The organism is uncultured Muribaculum sp. (assembly GCF_910583865.1).
In the GTDB taxonomy this organism is placed as follows: domain Bacteria; phylum Bacteroidota; class Bacteroidia; order Bacteroidales; family Muribaculaceae; genus Muribaculum.
Window position 1 is genome coordinate 38,605 of record NZ_CAJTYX010000008.1, and the last position, 21,692, is coordinate 60,296.

The following is a 21,692-nucleotide window of genomic DNA, read 5'->3' on the forward strand; positions in this document are numbered from 1 at the left end:
AGAAAATATTCCTCAGTTTCTCCATGTCAAATTTATTTGATTATCACAGAACGCGAGACATCGCCGGCTTTCACGATATAGATTCCCGGTTCCATCCCTATGCGCACTTCGCCATCGACACCAGCCGAACGCAACATACGCCCGTCAGGAGAATAGATGGCGGCAGCTACGGGTGCATCGGCAGCAATGACTACGTACCGTCCTTCAACCTTGATAGAACATCCGCCTTCTGATCCAGCGTTCACATCAAGGATTCCGGAATAACCAGACACAGTAACCGTGTTGGAATATGGCGATTCCCCTTCGGCAAACAGCGCGGTCACGTTATATCGATAAGAACCGTCAGATTCCGGTCTGTCGACGAATTCAGGCGATTTAAGAGGTTCATCGTTAATACGTGTGCCATCACGATAAACATTATAGCCCAGCAATTCAATGTCAACCATATTGTCTGCCGGTGTGTAGGAAAGGTCATCGACAAGCAGCGCCATTGTTCCGGCGGAATTATAACGTATGGCGACATACTGAGTCTCTTCCGGAAGGTCGAATTCATAGTAGACATAACCATGTTCGGCATCCGTAGCATATCCGGCAGGGATATTCGATGCATAGGTGAACCGCTCAAAATCGGCAATATCGTCGGATTCGAGCGATACCATTATCTCGAATGATTCAAGACCATACTTTTCCGTCAGCGATTTAGCCCAGAACGAGATGAATTTGTCATCTTCCGAGAGCTTCGGCAGAATCAGCCAATCGTCATTGGGTTCATCGTACGAGTCCTTTCCTGTTTCAGGATCATAACGCTTGCTTTGCCAGAAAGCAAGAAGTTTATTGCCCGAATGTGCTTCCCATATCGTGCTCGTACCGCGAAGATTGAACTCAACCACATCCACAACCTGGCATACCATGCCGTTCTGGCTGTTGGGAGTACCCATCATCGGTGCAGTGGTCGTGGTGGCAAGCATGTCGTTATCCACAAGTTTGTAATCATTCAGCCAGCCTATATTCTGGTTGACAATCATGTTGCCGTCAGGACCGCGTTTCACATCTATGCCACCTACGCTGCCGGCTTCCAATGTTTCAAAACTGTCAGTTACAGGAGCATTATACCGACATTCAGGGGCAGTCCACGAAAGCCGCACCTCCGATGATGATTCCGATGTGTTTCCAAGACCGACAGGAGCGGGAAGGGCCGACCTTACGACCTGCAGGTTGGCAACAAGGGCGTTGTTTGTCTTGTCCTCGTCGCTCATGCAATAAATCTGGGCCTGGACACGTGCAGAAGTGGCATTCGATGAAAGGAATGATTCCAGGTCGATTGTAGCCACACCACTCGGAGGAAGAGATGCAAGTGGCATACTTGCAGCCAGCTTGTCGTCAATAAGCACTTGCACTTCACAAGCCGGCGAAGCCTTAAGTCCGGCATTGGCAACTTTCACAGAGGTGTTGAATGTCTTACCGGCATATATCTTAGAGGGGAAATCAACTCCGGCCACCATCAGGTCAGTATCAAAGCCCTCCTCTATACTGATACGGTCGAAAAGCACATAGGTTCCACTGCCGGGTGTTGAGCATTGCACGCAGAGCTGGAGGCGCGATTCGCCTTTGAACTTGTCAATAGGCACTACCACGAGGTTCCAACCGCTCGGTTTGTCGCCTTTTCTGATTACTTCCAAGTCAGTCCACTCTGTTCCGGAATTATTATTCCCCTTTATTTTGACCTCAGTCTGGTCATCGAAGAACATAACCCACATCTTCATTACAGGCTTGGAAAGGCCTGAAATATCAACAATAGGCATTTCCAGACATGTGACGCCACGCGTAAACGGTGAGTAAACAAGCATTCCGCCATCATTATCAAACGCCGTGACAGGCACACCGTTAATGTCGTTTAACCCTTCGACATACGTAACAACATTCATCGCGTTGTATCCTTCTTCGATTTTACGCAACCACGGTGTCGAATGAAGGGCAGCCATCTCAAATGACTCATAGAATGGCGTCTGATATGGTGTACCGAAGGCCGACTGATTGGATCTTGCCACAGTTCCGGCACCTGTTTCATTCACAGCCCATACATTGAACTGGAGCACATCCTGCGGATTCTCTAATTCCGGCTTGAAATCGGCAGAGAAACCATCGGTCGCTTCACCTATAGGTTCCGGTGAATCACCAACCGACACATGATATTGCAGTTTGGATACATCCATATAACCGCCATGTTGCCCGGCGGCGGGAGCCTCCCATGTAAGACGCGCGAATTCGCCATCCTGAATCCAGCGGACATTCACAGGGGCACCGGGAAGGTCAACACCTATCCAGCATGTGGATTCGACCGGCATACCATCGCCGCTGTCGTTATCACACGTCACACTATACGTATTGTTGCCTTGGGCAGGAGCTTCATCGACAGCCTCCAGAACCGCGCCCGGCGCCGGATTCTCAAATACCTTCACAACAGTCCCGGTGGTGGTATTGGTAAGGACAGCATGCTTGATAGCACCGAGTTCATTGCCAGCAAAATCAATGGTCGGACATTTGAACGACACAGTTGCCTGCATTGCACCCATCGGAGCGGCCTTGACTTCGAGACCGGAAACCGTGCCGGGCACCGTTGCATTGTATCCGGCACCTATATAAAAGTCCGTAATGCTGATAGCGCCGTTACCCTTTGGTGTCAGCACATGCAATCCGAAGTAATATTCACCGTCCTCCTCAGGAACAATCCATTCGTCAAGCGCGGCATATCCACGGAAAACCGATGTCCTTATATTGTTGGTCATGCTTTCAGGAGTGGCATCTTTCCCAAGACAGACATCAACCCTGTGGATTTCCATACCGACACTCCCGAGAATGTTTAGCTTCAGATTATAATGCTTCCCTTTTTCAAGAGTGATAGGCGGCGACATAAGCCAGTCATCTGAATCCTGCTGGGGGTTAAGCATAAACCACACAAGATTCTCGGAATACATCCATGAAAAGCCATCATTATTTGCATCTTCAAAAGTGAACAGTCCAAAACCCTGGTTATCGAAAACATACGAGAACGGAGGGTTCACGCCAAACTCCTTACCCAACAAAACGGGGGTGCTTACAGCCTGTTCACTGGTGTTTACCCCGTCGGATGCCACAACCTTGTATGTGTAATAGTTCATGGCATCTATCGTAGCATCGGTCCAGGACGCATCCTTCACACCCTCTGCAACGACGACCTCTCCGGGATCACGGGTAATAATGTAAGCCAATGCATCCATGTCGATATATCCACCGTTGACACCGCCTGTTGAAGGAATCCATGAGATAAGCGGTGATGCGCCCGTGCCACTAACAGTGACATTTTGTGGCGCCATGGGGATGTCATGACCGATATACACACTCTGCCGGCCTTCCATACCGGCATTCCCGTTGCATTCGGCATAAGCGACAAATTCGTGGGTTCCGGCTTCAAGTGTCAATGGTATGGAAATATCCTCGCCGGGAGCCGCATCGCCACTGTTATCTTCTCCGTCAACCAACAGATGATATGTCAGGGTTTCTGACAGCGGTGTGCCGGAAACCGACGTCGCAGGCATTTTCATCGTTACATGCCCTGACAAAGAACCTTTTGGGAAATCGATTGTCAGGTTATCGACCCATGTCGGCACGGGGCCTTTGTCGACAGGCAATGCAAACACGGCCGACCACTGGACCATGCGTCCCCCGAAGTCCGCCACCTTCGTCGCGGAACCGTCGGCAGTGTCTACCGTGTACACATCGCTACCTACAAAATAATAGAGTGTGGTCCCGTCATTATCGAAGCAGAGACTACTGTTGCCCGACACCGAAATGCCAGTTGCCCCGAGGGCTTCAACCGCACCGGTGGCCTTGTCGATAGTGTAAAGCGTGCAATCCGCCCCCAGCCCATAAAGTTTACCGGACTTATCAAAAGCAAGAGTGGGGAATTTTTGCGGCAACGAGCCGACCGGCGACTGTTGCCCGGTATTCACATCTAATGTGGACAATGAGAACGACGATCCCGCTGCATCGGCGAAACAGCCATATGCGACCTTATCAACAGGGTCATACGTCAAGGACGAGGCTCGAATCGCACTGACCATGTTGTTTGACATATTGGCCCAGCCAAGTGACGAACTATATCTGTATATGAAATACAGATTAGCCATGGCATACGACTCGACCACATAATACTCCCCGTCTATAAACACAGCCGAATTGGCTTCCAGCGGGGCATTAATATAATTGCGGTTTTCAATCGTTACATTTTCACCAAAAGAGAAAGTGGAAACAGTCAGCATACCGTTCTCCTGCAACAACCCGACGAACTCTGTTCCTTCGATGTCAGAAGAAGCCTTAGCTGTAGAAAATAATTGACCGTCAGTGTTTTTGAGTAAATTGTTTTCATCGACGCTGACAATTGACACACCTTTCGACGAAGCATCAAGGCGAGCTGATTCAATGCGCTGTGGAAAAAAATTCTTGGCTGATGGCACAGTCGGCCCTGTATCAGCAGCATAGGCATAAGCACCGATCCCTCCCAGTAAGGCACTTAAGAACAACAAGTTAACTCTCATATAAATTTGAGATTTTAGATAAATAATAATGATTGTCTCTGCCCGGATAACCGAGCGATTGCAAATATAAGCAAACAAATGTAAACTTCCAATAAAATATTTGTAACCAAAGCAAAATTCAAATCCACAACAACATCGGGCGGCATATTGTCACCAATCGCCGATTCCCGATGTCATAATGGCACAGCCACCTTAAGGTGGTATTCAGAAAAACCAGTAAGTCCGGAACGCACCGGAGGAGTAAGGTTGCGCGTAGAGTTGGAGAGAAAACCATTGAATTGCGCAACCAAATGATGCCACGATTAAAGCGCCGCAGTCTATTTGCGGGCTGCGGCGCTATATCGGACGCGACGGCGCGAAGCCGTCATGAGGGATTCCTCTTTACTTCATCTTTACTTTACATGCACTTCCACGACTTTACATGCACGTTTACGGGGTCGTTACTTCACAAGCACTTTCTTCGTGACAGCGCCCTGACGGACGACGTAGATGCCGGGGACTACCTTGTCGGCCGGGATGCGCAATCCCTGGAGATTGTAATATTCCACCGGAGCGGCAGGATCGATGACACCCGCGTCCACACCGTCAATGCCGGATGTGCCGCCGACAAACTTTATGCGCGGAGATATGGCAAACGACAGACCTCCGTTGTCTGTATCGTTGCTGTACCACTGCAGCTCGCCGGTAGGCTTATTCTCTTCATCCATGACAACGACCTGATGGTAGGCGGTGTTACGATCGTCGGATGCACGACGGGCAAGATACATGGCAATATCATCGCCGTCGGCGTTGGGGAAGCCTGCTATAGTCACGAAGAACTCATCGGCGACGTTCACGGGAGCGCCGAAGCTGAACACGGTCGGGTCGTTGTAGGTCTCGGATGCGTCGACAAGCTCCGAGGCTTTCAGCTGTGAGGTGGCAAGCACCTCTCCGGGCAGACCGTTCTCCGACTTGGCGACAGACACGGTGATCGGCGTATCGGCAGAGTCCTCGGAAACAAGAGCCTTGGCGAAATAGACGTTGACGCTCGAAATCTCCGCAGCAGCAAGCGGTTTGGCAAACTTCTCGGCGAATGCCGGCATGTCGAGCCAGTTGGTGCCGCCGTAATATCCGTACCAACCAAGGACAACGGTTGTGAGATCTGTATTCTCCTTGGCGGCAATATTCCATGCGTTGGCCTCCTGCCCGGCCTTGATCTGATAGAGATAGGTTGACGACTCGCCCGCGGCATTCTTCACGGTGAGGTCGAGATCGTATGTGCCCGCCTCGGTATATCTGAAAGTGACGGCCTTGTCGGTGGAGGTTGTAATGTCGGCGCCCTGTATCTTCCACAGACGGCTCTCGACATTTCCTGTAGAGATGTCGGTGAATGTGAGGTCGACACCTACGGGCACCACGAGGACGGCCTCGGGAGAGTAGTATGCCTGCTCGGGCACGCCGATCTCAGCCGTAGGCGGAATGCCGCGCACATTGATGAAGTTCTTGCGCGTGACGGTATTCTTGCCGCCATTTCCGTCGGTGACGGTAAGCGTCACATCGTAGCTGCCGATATTATTGTAGACCACTGTAGGATTCTTTTCGGTTGATGTGGCTGTCTCCGCTCCGGGGAAGCTCCATTCCCATGATATGGGATAGCCTCTCGACAAGTCGATGAAATCGATGCTCTCGCCGGCGATAATGTTTGCCACGGCATCGTCGCCGGTGTTGGTGCATACCACCTCCACATCATCTACCATCACAGGATCGCCATACGTTCCATCGTAGACAAACGCAAACTCGATGGTCTTACCGGCATACTCCGACAGATTGACGCTATACTGCGCCCACTTCGTATCCTCCATCGCCTGATCCTGTGCTACTCTGAACGCATCCCATACGAGTTTCACACTCTCTCCTTCGACTATATATACCTGAAGGTTTGCATAGACAAGCCATACGGGGTTGAAAACAGCCCAAAAATTCAGTGTCGCATCGGATGGGATCTCCACGGCCGGGCTTATAGCGAGATCCTGGACCTCGTTACGGTCATACGGATGATACAGCGAATACTTGCTGGTGGGATTCACGGTACTGAACGCCGGGACATCATCATATGTTTCCTGCAGACTCCATGTAGCACCCGAACTAATCGACCATCCGGCGGTCTCCTCCTCCGAGTCGAAATGCCAGGATGCCACAGCAATCTCGGTCTGACGGGCAGTAAAGCGTGCTGCGAGCTTCTGGTTGACCTTGAACGAAGCCATTTTCACCTCGCTCCAGATGTTGTCGCCCACGGCCTGGATCCATATGGTGGTGTTCTCGTCGAAAGTCCGAGTCATAGTCGGCTCATGGTTGATCTCGAAGTCCTGGAGAAGCCCCCACTCGTCGATTTCAGGCTTGGTGTCGCCGATAGTGTACCACAACGCCTGCGCGCGTTCGTCGGTAGCGGTGAATGTCACCGTCACTTGCTCGTCAAACTCACCGCCATCGGGAGTAATCACCGGCGCGTCCATAGGAGGCTTGGCCACGACATGGAGGGCATAGCTCGCCTCGCCCGGATAATATGTGTCGTTGCCGGCAAAGGTAGCGCGAACGGTTGTCTCCCCGACCTTGACAGTTGTTATCCATCCGAACTTATCGACATAGGCAACTTCCGGATCATCCGTCTTATAGGTTACCGTGAGCCTATCAGGATTGTTTAGATACGGGCCGCTACCGTCATCGGGCCACTCTATGGAGAATTCCTGCTCCTCGAAGCTGAGGACAGGAGCCTTGCGGATCACGTATTTTGCAACGGCTACCGCTCCATACACACCATCCTTACGGGCGACGGCCTTCAGGGTCATTGTCTCGTTAATGGTAATGGGAGCGGAATATACCACAGCGGTCTCCGACGAACGCGGGTTGCTGCCGTCGGTGGTGTAGACCACTTCGCACCCTTCCGGAGCCGTGATGCTCACTGTCTGGGCCTCATCGTATGTGCCCTCGGCCACTGATAGCGCAGGAGCCTCGAACGCAGGCGCCTCCTCTTCCCACTCTACCGTAATCTTCTTGATATAAAACGGTTTGGTTGCCCCGGTCTGCGTGAATTCTATCTTTATCTCCCCTTCCTGCATGTCCGTGGATGTAAACACATGCTCTATCAGGGATTTCCCGGCAATGGAAGCCGGAGTGGCAGCGGAAGCGTAAGCCTTGCCGTTGACACTTACATTGACCGCCGCTTCAGTAGCCTCAGTACGGGAACTGATAGTGACACTTTTGATTTTACCTTCAAATGAACCTGAAACAAGGTTGAATGCATCGACAGGCAATACTCCACCTGTAACCTTTCCTACCATCTGGCCGGATGTAGTAGTGAACGCAAGATAGCAACCTTCCGGAACGTTTATTGTCCACTCACGTTCATTCAGAGTACGAGTCTGAGTGGTCAACGTCTTGTCACTGCCAAGATTATAGAAACCGGCATTCTTGTCTTTTGTAGCCGAAACGGGCCAATCGTAGCTCCACGTGCCGGCCTGCGACGGTAAGGCCGTCAACAGAGCCACAAGGAGCGGAAGAAAATTAAGGTAAACTTTTTTCATACAATAAATGTGTAAAATTTATATGATTTTCAACGTTTAAGCTGTTTTCATTCACTTATTTCGCAAATATACAACAAACATTCCGCATATACAACATCCTTTAACGATATATATTCAAGGGTAACTATCCAAGGCTTTTGCCGGTAACGCCTATGCCGAAAAGGGCATAATCGTAGTAGACGGGATCGGCGGGGCGCATCTGTCGGAGCACCTCGGTAAGCTGCTCCACGGCACGGCGGTCGTTGCCACGGCGCTCAAGCAGCCCGAGCGAACGGGCGGTGTTTCCGACATGCACGTCAAGGGGGATGTAGAGACGGGAGGGGTCGATTACGCCCTTCCACACACCCATATCGACAATGCCGTCGTCACGCACCAGCCAGCGCAAGGCCATGTTGACGCGCTTCAAGGCCGTATTGTCGAGATTTCCGGGAAGGCAACGTGAATCGTGCACACCACCCTCGCATACGGCATCAAGTTCGGCATTGACCAGCTCGACCAGCCGCCACGCAGGCGCCGTCGCGTCACCGACATTGTTGGCACGGGCAAAATCGGCAAGGGAAGCGTACCGCTCATATATGCGCCGCAGCCCCGACAGGAAGTTTACCAGATTACGGGCGAAAAAGGTGCGATGTATGTTCATGTCCGGATCCAGATCCTCGTATCCACGGTCCATCATATACTTATAGGGCTGATGGTCCATCAGCGCGAGCATGCGGTCGGCATCGCGGCATATCATCTTGCGGTTGCCCCACGCTATCGCCGAGGCAAGAAGAGCCGTGATCTCAATGTCGGCAAGCGACTCGAAACGGCGCGGGAACTGCACGGGATCGTCCGCAATGAACTCAGGCCTATTTATCAGCGCCGCCTCCCTCTCCAGGAAGTCGCGCATGTCATTCATATTAAACTCCATATCCATAAACTGTTTATTTTCGGGGTAAGAGGAGGAGGACGGGCGTCGATGCTTCGGATGCCTCACCGAGATAAAGGGAGTTGGAGGTGAGATAGCGGTCGGCGCGGAGAACGGCACGGTCGAGGAGAGGCGCGTCCTGCACGCGGAGAGTGAGGGCGCGCCGATGGCCGGATGTCAGCCGGGAAGAATCGCACACGGCAACGAGTCCCGAGACGAAAACCGTCTGCGCTACCTCGCCGTCAAACGGCTGAATGACGACACGACCGGCGACAAGCGACACGATAGAATTGCGGTAGAGCTTTCCTCGATGAAGGACTCCGAGAGCAAGATACTGAATATTTGACATCTTCAGAAAAATATGCCTGCGACATCGGCAAGCGGTCATTCCGGCTTCTCGCCGGGACGATAAGTCGACAGAGGCGTGCGGTCGTAATGATCGGGCGAGAAACGCGTGCGCACAAGGGATATACTGTCGATATATGACACTTCGGAAGGAGCAGGCGACACGGTGGCGAAACCAAATACATTCTGGGCGGTACGGGCGGTGTCGAGCTGCATCACAACTTCGTTCCACCCCTGGGCCGAGGTGGTTCCGGTCACGTAGTCGGAAGTACCATCAGTATATTGTGTCGCAAGGGCATAATATAACGGCGACTGCGTGCGGTTCATGTAGAATCGCCACGTGTAGATGTCACCCTTCTCCCAGTTCTCGTCGCGGCGCAGATTGAACCTCACCATGGCATCGGGCTGTCCGTAGAAATAGCGGTGCATGCGCGCTTCAGGCCATGCGTCGACCGAATCGCCAACCACGGCCATGTCGACACGTGCGCCGCCCTGGTCGGCATCGACCTCAGCCACTTCCGCCTCGATGCGCGCCACCACGTCGTTGTATATCTCTATGTATTTCTCTATGTTGTGGCCGTACCAGACCATCGACGTGTCGAACTGCTCCTGGGTGACCCCGTGGCGCATAAGCACCGACTGCTTCATCACCTTGCGCATGGAGTCGGAGCCGTAGCGTGCGCGGTTGAGGTCCACCACCCCCTCGGCCTTGTGTATGTCGACAAGCAAATCTACCATGCGGCTCTTCCCGATCACATAATCGGGAGTACGGTCGCAAGCGCCTGTAAGAGCCAACAAGGCGAGAGCGGCAGGGACAAGAAGAGAGCGGCGGCGCATCATTCGGCTTCAGGCTTAGGCTTCTCCCCCTCGGACACCGACAGCGCCTTGGAATAGAACAATATCAACACAAGGATGCCGACCGTAATCGCCGCATCGGCGATGTTGAATATCGGCTGGAAGAACAGAAAGAACTGTCCGCCTATGAAAGGTATCCAATCCGGCCAATAGAAGCTGAATAGCGGGAAATAGAGCATGTCGACCACCTTGCCGTGGAACAACGGTGCATAGCCCCCGTCGGGCGGGAACATCTGCGCCACCATGGGAGGCGCAGGATTATTGAACAACACGCCGTAGAACACCGAATCAATGATATTTCCGGCTGCACCGGCCGTAATAAGCGCGACACATGTCATGAAGCCGGCGGAATAGCGCGGCTTATCCTTTATGCGGACTATGGCGTAGATGAGCGCGGCTACGGCCACGATGCGGAAAAGCGTGAGGAAAAGCTTGCTTCCCATCTCCATTCCGAAAGCCATGCCGTTGTTCTCGATAAAATAAATCTGGAACCAGTCGGTCACGAAGATACTTTCGCCGAGATACATATGTGTCTTTATCCAAATCTTGACGATCTGGTCGGCAAGCAGCACGGCAATGATGATGATGGTGGCAAGCCACCCCTTGGAAAGCTTCATAGGCTATGAAAAAAGATTGTATCAGCGTTTGCGCCCGGCCTCTTTGGCCTCGACGCTCAGCGTGGCATGGGGCACCGCCATCAGACGCTCCTTGGGAATGAGCTTCCCGGTCTGGCGGCATATGCCGTAGGTCTTGTTCTCGATGCGTATCAGGGCGGCCTGCAGGTGCTGGATGAACTTCATCTGGCGCTGTGCCAGCTGTCCGGCTTCCTCCTTGCCGAGGGTGCTCGCACCCTCTTCGAGAACCTTGAATGTCGGCGACGTGTCGGCGGTGTCATTGCCGTCGCTGTTCATCACGTTGGCCTTCAGCAGCTCATAATCCTTCTGGGCCTTGTCAAGTTTTTTCAGAATCAGCTCCTTGAACTCCTGAAGTTCCTCATCGGTATAGCGTGTTTTCTCACTCATAATGTGTCTATGTTATGTGGTATTATACAATGCATATCTTGGCAACGAGACTGATCCCGTCGATATCCATCACTGCGGCATCGGGGTCAGAGGCATCGACAGGGGCTATGGTAAGCTCCGTAGCGAGCACCTGACGCATGATGTAGCCCGAAAAAGCCTCAAGAGCCTCGTCGGTAGCCGGGTTCGGGGCAAACTGCAGGCGGATCTTGTCGGTGATGTTGAATCCGCGCTCCTTGCGTAGATTCTGCACACGGTTGACTACATCGCGCGCTATGCCTTCGCGGCGCAGCTCGTCGGTCACGGTCACATCGAGCGCCACGGTTACAGTGCCGTCGGTAGCCACCTCCCATCCGGGGATATCCTCGCTGACTATATCCACGTCGGTGACTTCTATGGCCACGGGTACGCCGTCAAGGTCGAGCGTGATGATACCCTCGCGCGACAAGCGCGCTATGTCGGGCTGCGACATGGCGGCAAGGGCGGCGGCGGCGGCTTTCATCTGCTTGCCGAGCTTCTTGCCGAGTTTCTTGAAGTCAGGCTTCACGCGCTTTACCATCACGCCATCCTCGTCGGTCACTATGCGCATCTCCTTGACATTTACCTCACTCAAGATGAGGTCGGCCATAGAGCGCAGCATTTCGGCCTGATGCGCGTCGGACACGGGCACCATGAGCGTGGCGAGCGGCTGACGCACCTTAATGTTGACCTTGCGACGCAATGCGAGCACCATCGACGTGATCTGCTGTGCAAGGCGCATGCGCTCCTCCAGCTCCGCGTCGCTCGCACCGGCCTCGGGGAAGAGGGCGAGATGCACGGATGTGGAAGTGCCGCGCGTGACAGATGTCAGGTCCTTGTAGAGACGGTCGGCGAAGAAGGGTGCGACAGGAGCCATGAGCAACGCAACGGTCTCAAGGCATGTGTATAGTGTCTGGTAGGCCGACAGCTTGTCGGCATCCATATCCTTGCCCCAGAAGCGCTTGCGGTTGAGGCGCACATACCAGTTCGACAGGTTGTCCTGGACAAACTCGCTTATGGCGCGTGCCGCCTTCGTGGGTTCGTAATCATCAAGGTCGGCATCCACCTCGCGTATAAGAGTGTTGAGCACCGACAAAATCCACCGGTCTATCTCGGGACGCTCCTCCACAGGCACCTGTGGCAACGAATTGTCGAAGCCATCGACATTGGCATAGAGGGCGAAGAATGAATATGTGTTGAACAGAGTGCCGAAGAATTTACGAACAGTCTCCTCGACGCCTGCGGGATCATACTTGAGGTTGTCCCACGGCGAAGAGTTGCTGATCATGTACCAGCGCAGCGGGTCGGAGCCGTAGGTCTCTATCGCCTTGAACGGGTCCACGGCGTTGCCGAGGCGCTTCGACATCTTGTTGCCGTTCTTATCGAGGACAAGACCGTTGGACACCACGGCCTTGTAGGCCACGGAGTCGAACACCATGCCGGCAATGGCATGAAGCGTGAAGAACCATCCGCGCGTCTGGTCGACACCCTCGGCGATGAAATCGGCGGGGAAAAGGTCACCACGGTCGAAGGCCTCCTTGTTCTCAAACGGATAATGTATCTGTGCGTATGGCATCGAACCGGAGTCGAACCATACGTCGATAAGATCCAATTCGCGGTGCATGGGCTTCCCGGTTGGGCTTACGAGCACTATGTCATCGACATAAGGGCGGTGCAGGTCGATCTTCTCGTAGTTTTCCTTCGAATAGTCGCCCGGCACGAAGCCTCGGTCGCGGTAGGGGTTGCTCTTCATCACGCCTGCCTCGACAGCCTTGTCGATTTCGGCAAAGAGAGTAGCCACAGAGTCGATGCAGATCTCCTCCGTGCCGTCGGCATTGCGCCAGATGGGGAGCGGGGTGCCCCAGTAGCGCGAACGGCTCAGATTCCAGTCCTGGAGATTCTCAAGCCATTTGCCGAAGCGGCCGGTGCCGGTCGACTCGGGTTTCCACTTTATGGTCTTGTTGTTGGCCATAAGCGCCTCGCGGGCGGCGGTAGTGCGGATAAACCAGCTGTCGAGCGGGTAGTAGAGCACAGGCTTGTCGGTGCGCCAGCAGTGGGGATAGTTGTGCACATGCTTCTCTATCTTGAACGCCTCACCGGCCTTCTTCATCTCCATGGCTATGACGATGTTGAGATCCTCGGCCTTGGCAGCCGCAGCCTCATCATACTTTCCGTCAGGATTGAAGCGCGGATCGTAGGCATTCTTCACATATTCGCCGGCATGGTGCGAATATGCAGGCACGTCGGCACATGCCTCCACGAAAGAGGGGGCAAGTTCGTCGACGGTATAATATTTTCCGGTAAGATCCACCATCGGGCGTGTCTCGCCCTTGGGTGTCACCATATACAGTCCGGGGATGCCTGCGGCCTTGGCCACCTTGGCGTCGTCGGCACCGAAAGTAGGAGCTATATGCACGATGCCTGTACCGTCCTCGGTGGTCACATAGTCGCCGGGGATGACGCGGAACGCCTCCTCGGCAAGCTCAACGAAGGTGTCGCGCCCGGCTGTAAAGGTCTTGTCGGTATGCGCTTCGGCATATTCATTGACAAACTCCGGAGCGAGACGGCCTGTCTTTTCACAAGGCTTCACCCACGGCATCAGCTGGCGGTAGCGCATCCCTATCAGTTCGTCGGCGGCATATGTAGCGGCGACGCGGTAAGGGAGCAGCTTGTCGCCCGGAGTATAGGTCATCTCGGCCTCGGCCCCCTCAGGCTTGAAGTAGGCCGACACACTTTCCTTGGCCATCACGGCGCTTATCTTCTCGCCCGTGTAGGGGTTGAACGTGCGCACAAGCACATACTCGATCTTCGGACCGACACAGAGGGCCGTGTTGGAGGGAAGTGTCCATGGAGTGGTGGTCCAGGCAAGGAACACCGGCGTGCCCCACTCCGCCATCTCCGGCTTCGGATCGGCAATGAGGAACTGGGCCGTCACTGTAGTGTCCTTTACATCGCGGTAACATCCCGGCTGGTTCAGTTCATGGCTGCTGAGTCCGGTGCCGGCAGCGGGAGAATAAGGCTGGATGGTGTAGCCTTTATAGAGATATCCTTTCTCGTGCAACCGGCTCAGAAGCCACCACACGGATTCGATGAAGCGGTTGTCGTAGGTGATGTACGGGTCGTTCATATCCACCCAATAGCCCATCGAGTTGGTAAGGTTCTCCCACTCGCGGGTGTATTTCATCACCTCGCGCCGGCAGGCGGCATTATAGTCGTCAACGGAAATCTTTGTGCCGATGTCGGTTTTCTTTATGCCGAGGCTCTTCTCCACGCCAAGCTCCACGGGGAGGCCGTGGGTGTCCCATCCGGCCTTGCGCTTCACCTGGAAGCCTTTCATGGTCTTGTAGCGGCAGAAGGTATCCTTGATAGTACGAGCGATGACATGGTGGATGCCGGGCATTCCGTTGGCCGAGGGCGGACCCTCGTAGAACACAAACGACGGCGCGCCCTCGCGCACCTTCATGCTCTGCTCAAACAAGTGCTCGTCGTTCCACCCCCGGAGCACCTCGCGGTTGACTTCGGAGAGGTTGAGCTTATCGTACTCGTTAAATTTCTTGCTCATACTATATTTGGGGAAATAATCTTGTTATTCTCTTTCTGTTCCGTCAGAGACCTTTGGTCTCATGTTAAAATTTCCGCAAAGGTACAAATATTTATCGTGACAGCCAAACGCATTTTCCCGCCATCCACAACGCGCCATATGATGCGTTCAGCAGATAACCGACAAGGATAGAATTTCGCACGCTGATTACCCATTGACCCCGGAAAAGAGCTTGCGCCGCAATGCAGGACATTACGGCGCAAGCTCTTCAGCCGGATATCAGCCAAAGGAGAATGATGTCGTGGTGGAGAGAAATCCTTTTTCAGCAAAGACCCTTATCCTGACCATGCTTAAGCACAGCCTCACAAATGAAGTCTGTAATGCTGTCGACCTGCTGAAGTACAGCATGTACCGTGGCCGGCGCATTAAAGCCATAGCGCTTCACTGTCGATTTCTTGCGGCCTGCACCGGGACGACGACCGCCTCTTTTCTTTGCAAAGTTTTCCATAATTTATAAGCCTAAAACTGCTAATAGCACGATTTTGATTTCACAAATGGAATGCACTCATCTGCCATGTGAGTGTAAATGACATGCAAATTTACTAAAAAGAAAACTATATCATAACATTTTAATATAATTTTATGCAAATGCCCACCCTTTAAAGTAAATCACGCAAATGTAATCATGATCATTAACCAAATTTAACCGAGCATCCACGCAACCGGATTTTTCCCTTTACAATGACGTGACATCGCTATGAATCAATCCGTTCCCCAATGCAATCCGGGAATCGGAGACATGAACAGTTCAAGGACACCGCCAGCGCTGATCTCATCGAAATCAATACGACATTTATCATAAGGCCTCCCATTGAGCAATGCATGGTCGATGTAGATATTTCCGTGACTATTGCCATGAGCGATGATCCGGAACTTTCCACCTTTATGATACCTGTCGTCAAGACAGTATTCCACTTCATCAAACACCGGCGAGGTTATCTCAAGCGAAGATTCTCCGGGGCATGACGGATGAATGCCGGATGCCGAAAGTACATACCACGCCGACATCTGCCCTACATCCTCATTTCCGACAAGACCTTCCACGCCTACCCCGTAGGCCGACCGGCATATGTCGCGCGTATGCAGCTGCGTGAGCCAGGGCGCTCCAAGCCGGTTATATATATATGGCACGAAATGGACAGGTTCGTTGGCATGGTTATAATACGCATTCCACTTCATATCGCCCGGAGTCTTTGAAAACAGCGTGTCGAGCGCCGATATGGCCGCAGGCTTCCCGCCCATAAGTCGCGCCATCCCTTCAGGGTCATGGGGCACGAACCACCCTTGCTGGTACAGATTGGACTCTATGCAGCCGTAGCCCTCACGAGTGAGGGGCGAATCGTCGGGATTCCACGGCATCCATGTGCCGTCGGCCTTACGCGGGCGAAACCATCCGACACTTTCATCAAACACATTCCTATAGGCCTGCGCCCGGCGCTCAAACTCAGAAGCGACAGAATCGTCACCACAGGCACGCGCCAGCCGCGACAAGCACCAGTCGGCGTACGCATACTCCAACGTGCACGACACACTCAACGGCTCCGGAGCATACCCCAAAGCCTTTGTGCCGAACATGTCGGATGAGTTTACGGCATAACGCAACGCCTTCTCCACATCGAAAGTACGTATCCCCTTGACATAAGCGTCGGCAATCACAGGTATGGCAGGGTTGCCAATCATGCATCCGGAGTAAGCGTTCAGCAGCTCCCAACGCGGAAAGTACCCCTTGCCGCTCTCCTCGGCGATGGCGATCAGGGAGTTGATCTCGTCGCTGACGACAGCCGGATTGATTATGTTCTGCAAAGGGAACTGGCTGCGGAACACATCCCAGCCGCTGAAAACAGTGCGCCGCACATAACCGTCGGCACTCTTGTGCACGGCATTGTCGGCCCCGACATAGCGCCCGTCGACATCCGAGACGATACGCGGGTCTATCATCGTATGATACAACGCCGTATAGAATGCCGTACGCTCATTGTCACTGCCACCCTTCACGCGCACTTTGTCGAGAGCCTTCTCCCACATGCCGACAGCATCAAGGTGAACGTCGTCGAAGCTGCGCCCGTCCACCTCGGCCATGAAGTTGCGCTTCGCTCCCTCCATGTCAACAAACGACACCCCGACCTTCATCTCTATCGCCTCGTGACCTGAAGTGGCGTACTCTGCGAAAAAGCCGATATGGTCGCCTTCAAGTTCATACGCGCCATGTATGATTTCCGCAGAATCACGGATCGCAATCATATAGGCATCGGAGCCTATGTCGGCGAGATGACGTGACGTGCCCTCCGGAATCGTGGCGCGCCATAAGCACACCTTTTCCATCGGCCGGCTCAGACGGGCATAGAAGTGCAGCCTATACTCCACCTTTCCCGCACCGTCACCCCAACCGCCACCTTCGGGAGTGCAGTGCATCCATCCGGCCAACGTACTGTCGTTTACCACCTTCACATACTGATGCGTGGAGGCGCCTCCGACGCGGCGAGCAAGATCTACCTGAATACGCGACGTGTCCGACTCCGGAAACGTGAAGCGGGCGATTCCGCATCGTGGAGTGGCGGAAGTCTCGACTTTTATGTCATAATCTGTGAGATGGACGCTGTAATATCCCGGATGAGCCGTCTCGCTCCCCTTGTCATAGTGCGACCTGTAACCGGCGATACGGCCATCTTCCCGGCCGGCCACCGGACAGAATTTCCCGACCGTAGGCATCATGAGGAAATTCCCCATATCGCCATACCACCCCACTCCGCTCATCTGCGTCAGCGCAAAGCCCTCGATCGTCGTATGCTCGTGACTGTAGCCGGACCCGTTGTCGCCTCCGGTCACGGTGTTCGGACTTACCTGTACCATGCCGAAAGGCGTAGTAGCTCCGGGAAAGGTCTTGCCGAGCCCATGATACGTCCCCGCACGATCCATGTTGGTGCTTGCTCCTATAAACGGGTCCACATATGCAACCGGAGAACCCGGCACGGGAGATATCCAACACGATATCCCCGACGCATCATCGGCACTAATGCCAGAAATGCAGCACACCATGCTCCCCGAAAGGAGCAGTATCCTATAGCTACTCTTCAAAATATCCACTTTCATCATAATTCATAATCGTTGGTTATTACATCTATAATCCGATATCTATAATCCGATATACTATATCCTTCCTGCCACTATACTCTCGCTGTCGGACGAATGGGATCTGAAATTGCGGAGAGCGGCCGCATGGCTCCTATTCGCATAGCAGTATATGCATCCATGCGGACACGTGTCGTACATGCCTATATCCTTGCTTATCATGCACCCACAGTCACGACGCTGCCCTTTGTCCTTAAACCTATGCGATGCAAGGAGTACAGAAAGAGTCCCGCCAAAGAGATCGGCCTCGGGCAACTTGCCATAATCAAGATAATGCACCAGCTCCCTGTCGTCAGAAAAAACATCCATCATCATCTCCCTATCGATACAACTGTTATGGATAATCCCGAACCGGCTCAAATCGACGGACTCGGCGCATGTAGCCATCTCAACAGGCCATCCCTCTTCGTGCCATCTGCGGCGCAACTGCGCCAATCCCTCCGCAAGACACACCTGCATATCATCCGACAGTTCGCCCTGCAAAGGCTCATTATCCAAGAAACTATCGGCCACAGACATAAGGTTCCGACGAATCCTGCCGTATGATGCGATATCCACAAAACTAAAAACCATTTTCCCGGTATATCCTTTCAGCAGCTCGCCGACACGCGAGATCCGGCCGAGCAATCCCGCGACATCAAGCGAAGATGTGACGATCAGAGGATCAAACCGCCACACCACCCTTTGCGTGCCTATCCTGCGTGCCAGCGCCCGAAATGTCTCGACACGACTGTCCAATGACGGCAAACCGGGCTCAAAACCTTCATGCTCGTAATCATTGAGAGTAAATTGGAAGTAGTAATTGATTCCAAGCTCATCAAGACGGGAAAGATACGGCATCAACGGTGCAGGATTCTTGCTCCAGAACACTATGACCCGGCAATTACGGAATGAAACATATGTCGGCCTCCGGTTGAAAGGGTTATACCACAAACAATATCCTTTGGAAAGCCTGTCGAAGAACCATTCCGCATAGAATGCCGGTATATCGGTCGAACGGCTTGCCGATATGACCACCGGAGCCGACGCCTCCACCTCATCACCCCGTTCGGTCATAATCTTTATTTTCTCCGAAAGCATCATATAGTCCTAATCGAGGAGTCCGGCAATTTGCGGACATGGATCATTTCCACAATCCGATTGGACATCGTTTAACAACGTACCGAAAAGCTGCCGGTGGAACTCCCGATAGACATCGGCAATATAATGGTTATCATATGAAAAAAGTATGTCAGTGAAATCCCTTGGCATGTCGGCGAAGCCATTGAGTGCACCGAATATGGCAAATGCAAGCCTGTAATCAGTCATTTCCACACTCTGCATGAACCCCAACAACCGTCGCCAGTCATCTCCCGCCATTATCACCGCCGCAACGGCGCTCAAAGGGCCATTGTCCCATGCCACATCCATATCTTCGCCGCGTACATGCCTGCGCAGACGGTTAAGGAAATCTTTAGTCAAGCTATCCGGCCAGCGCTCCCCGTATATATCCCTGGCTTTCAATGTAATCGTGTCGGCCAATTTTTCCCTTATGCGTGACAGGCGTCCGTTAAATTCAGGAGATGCGAACGCTTTATTGCACCATTCAATGAAAAGACTTCTGTCGACAATATTGTCAATGCACCCGATGCCGGAAAGCTCCAGCCGCTCGACGACAATCTCCCTATCAGCCGGATCAGGCCACATCCGACGTCGGGCCATCGCTCTTTCCGCATTCTCTATCTTGGAATCAATCCACCGCAGAGGGGCATTGCGGCCTCTGTCCTTCAGCAAGGACTTAAGCAGCACATCTTTATCAGCCCCGATGAAGTACTGGCCCGAAGAGTAGATACATTCCAACACCCTGTCGGCCTTTTCCTCTGCGGAAAAACGTGGAGAAGCTATCGTCTCCTTTATCCTGTTGTACCAGTAATCTGAATCCCGGATTATCTTCAGGAGAATATCAAGCCTCGCGTCCTGGCATGCCGTAGGCTTTCTGTCACCCCCCGAAACTATGGAGGCGAATATGTCGCGCACTTCTTTCAATGCATTGACAAGCGCCACAGAGACACCATCGGTCGACAATGCCGCACCTATATAATATCCGTAGAGCATACCTTTCATCCGGTCAAGGCGTATATCATCCTTAATCGCAGCCCGGTTCAAGACTGCCCGACGTGCCACGACTGATCCATAAGCCTGCACCGGATTCATTACGGTGAATCCCTTGCGATAAAGCCTCAAAAGCTTCGTCTCGATGCTTGCAGCAGACATGGAGATGGCGGTATTCATATCCGCGTCCGAGAAAAAAACGAATCGCGTATGCCATGGATCGAGATAGATAGTACGGTCTGACATATACACACCCGGCGCATAATCCTGTACACATGCCCCATCAACCACGATCTCGACAAGCATGGGATGATCTTCAAGTCCGTTGTCAGGACGCGAAAAAGTAGCAGGATGATCGTAAAGCAGTATGACATCGGGATCATTGTTCCCATCAACGTAAAACCAACGGCTGTAGCCGAATCCCCTCTCGGTGTAGAAGCGACCGGGTGAAATGCTTTCACTCGAAAGTATATTATTGAAATTGAGAGTAGTGGTCGGTATATATAATTTCTTCATATCAGATGTCCTCTATATTCTCAATCGATGTTGTCTTATATAAATCTACAGGAACCACATCGGGCGACAGATGTGAAGGCAAATCTCCGCTGTACATTATGTACAGATTGCGGCAGGTCCGTGTCATAGCCACATATAGAGCCTTTCGCTGACTGAGGCGCACCTCCTTATCTTCCGACAATTCGGCAATAAACGGAAGGAACACACTCTCAAACTGCAATCCCTTGGCACTATGATATGTCATTATCTTGGGGTTGGCGGTATTGAAATCGAGGCTGTCGGCCCACGAGCCGTTATTGTCGTTGAATTTCTGTTCGCAGTTCATCCCCAGATTACCCAATAGATACACGACACGTGACACGTCATCGTTTGTAGGAAGCAGAATGCCGACATCCTTAAGCCTCTGACGACGTATTATCTCGCTAATCCCCCTCATCTGGCAGAGGTAATCGTCGTAATGCAACATCACAGGGACAGCAGTCTCCTCGCTTTTGTAAGTACGTTCGTCGAAACCGTCGAGATCGACACCTATATGCTGCACGAAGCGGGCCACACCCAGAGGCAAACGATAATTGCGATACAATTCAAAGAATTTCGGACGCGACTCGCGCGGAAGCATGGCAGGAATCTCCTCCAAAGGCATAGTCTCCTTGCGCCATCCATCATATATCGATTGTGCCGTATCACCGAAAAAGAAAAAATTCTTACCCGTAGCGTCTATGAATTCCTCGATTTCCTCGCGACTGAAATCCTGGATCTCATCAACTATAAAATAATCGGCGCCCTCACAGTTGAAACGCTCTTTCCAGTCACGATAATAGTAGAATTCCTCGTTCAGGCCAAGTTGTTCGCGCCCGGCTTCCATATACCTTGAAAGCGCCTTTGTGAATACGATGATCTTGTAATCATCTCCTTTCTCACGCTGTATCCTCTGGGCCTTAAGTAGGGCGAGCACTGATTTCCCGCTACCGGCACATCCTGCCACCACGCAAGATTTCTCAAGCACAGCCATCAGCACAAGAATCTGGTCATCGTCCAGTTCCGACTCCTTTATCATCCAGTCTTTCTTTGCCATAA

Annotated in this window: 12 protein-coding genes and 1 pseudogene; all 13 read right to left on the reverse strand. The window is 52.8% G+C overall.

What is annotated here, in order from left to right:
- Positions 1-32 precede the first annotated feature (32 nt).
- On the reverse strand, positions 33-4,004 hold the full coding sequence (locus QZ303_RS03080; protein ID WP_295728944.1) for a choice-of-anchor J domain-containing protein: 3,972 nt from the start codon (positions 4,002-4,004) through the stop codon (positions 33-35).
- A 1,010-nt stretch (positions 4,005-5,014) separates the two neighbouring features.
- Positions 5,015-8,134, reverse strand: coding sequence for a PKD domain-containing protein (locus QZ303_RS03085; RefSeq protein ID WP_295728946.1), 3,120 nt, complete (start codon positions 8,132-8,134; stop codon positions 5,015-5,017).
- A 124-nt stretch (positions 8,135-8,258) separates the two neighbouring features.
- Positions 8,259-9,044: a TIGR02757 family protein gene (locus tag QZ303_RS03090; RefSeq protein ID WP_295728949.1), complete on the reverse strand. Its 786-nt coding sequence runs from the start codon at positions 9,042-9,044 to the stop codon at positions 8,259-8,261.
- Between the two features lie 13 nt (positions 9,045-9,057).
- Positions 9,058-9,390: a hypothetical protein gene (locus QZ303_RS03095; RefSeq protein WP_295728952.1), complete on the reverse strand. Its 333-nt coding sequence runs from the start codon at positions 9,388-9,390 to the stop codon at positions 9,058-9,060.
- A 35-nt stretch (positions 9,391-9,425) separates the two neighbouring features.
- On the reverse strand, positions 9,426-10,226 hold the full coding sequence (locus QZ303_RS03100; protein ID WP_295728955.1) for a DUF4296 domain-containing protein: 801 nt from the start codon (positions 10,224-10,226) through the stop codon (positions 9,426-9,428).
- Positions 10,223-10,858, reverse strand: coding sequence for a lipoprotein signal peptidase (locus tag QZ303_RS03105; protein WP_295728958.1), 636 nt, complete (start codon positions 10,856-10,858; stop codon positions 10,223-10,225). Before QZ303_RS03105 ends, QZ303_RS03100 begins: the two co-directional genes overlap by 4 nt.
- Positions 10,859-10,879: 21 nt before the next feature.
- On the reverse strand, positions 10,880-11,263 hold the full coding sequence (locus QZ303_RS03110) for a TraR/DksA C4-type zinc finger protein (RefSeq protein ID WP_295728961.1): 384 nt from the start codon (positions 11,261-11,263) through the stop codon (positions 10,880-10,882).
- 106 nt (positions 11,264-11,369) lie between these two features.
- Positions 11,370-14,840 (reverse strand): annotated as a pseudogene (gene ileS / locus QZ303_RS03115) (isoleucine--tRNA ligase); the annotation flags it as partial.
- 301 nt (positions 14,841-15,141) lie between these two features.
- Positions 15,142-15,327 carry a hypothetical protein gene (locus QZ303_RS03120; protein WP_068959959.1) on the reverse strand — a complete coding sequence of 62 codons (186 nt, stop codon included), beginning with the start codon at positions 15,325-15,327 and terminating at the stop codon, positions 15,142-15,144.
- Positions 15,328-15,581: 254 nt separating this feature from the next.
- Positions 15,582-17,969, reverse strand: a complete 2,388-nt coding sequence (locus QZ303_RS03125) for a GH92 family glycosyl hydrolase (RefSeq protein ID WP_295729011.1) — start codon at positions 17,967-17,969, stop codon at positions 15,582-15,584.
- A 57-nt stretch (positions 17,970-18,026) separates the two neighbouring features.
- Positions 18,027-19,088 carry a DUF1848 domain-containing protein gene (locus QZ303_RS03130; protein ID WP_295729013.1) on the reverse strand — a complete coding sequence of 354 codons (1,062 nt, stop codon included), beginning with the start codon at positions 19,086-19,088 and terminating at the stop codon, positions 18,027-18,029.
- 9 nt (positions 19,089-19,097) lie between these two features.
- Positions 19,098-20,615 (reverse strand): hypothetical protein, encoded by a 1,518-nt coding sequence (locus QZ303_RS03135; protein WP_295728974.1) that lies wholly within the window; start codon positions 20,613-20,615, stop codon positions 19,098-19,100.
- A gap of 1 nt (position 20,616) precedes the next feature.
- The gene (locus QZ303_RS03140; RefSeq protein ID WP_295728977.1) at positions 20,617-21,690 is read right to left on the reverse strand and encodes a 3'-5' exonuclease; all 1,074 of its coding nucleotides are present in this window, start codon (positions 21,688-21,690) and stop codon (positions 20,617-20,619) included.
- Positions 21,691-21,692 lie beyond the last annotated feature (2 nt).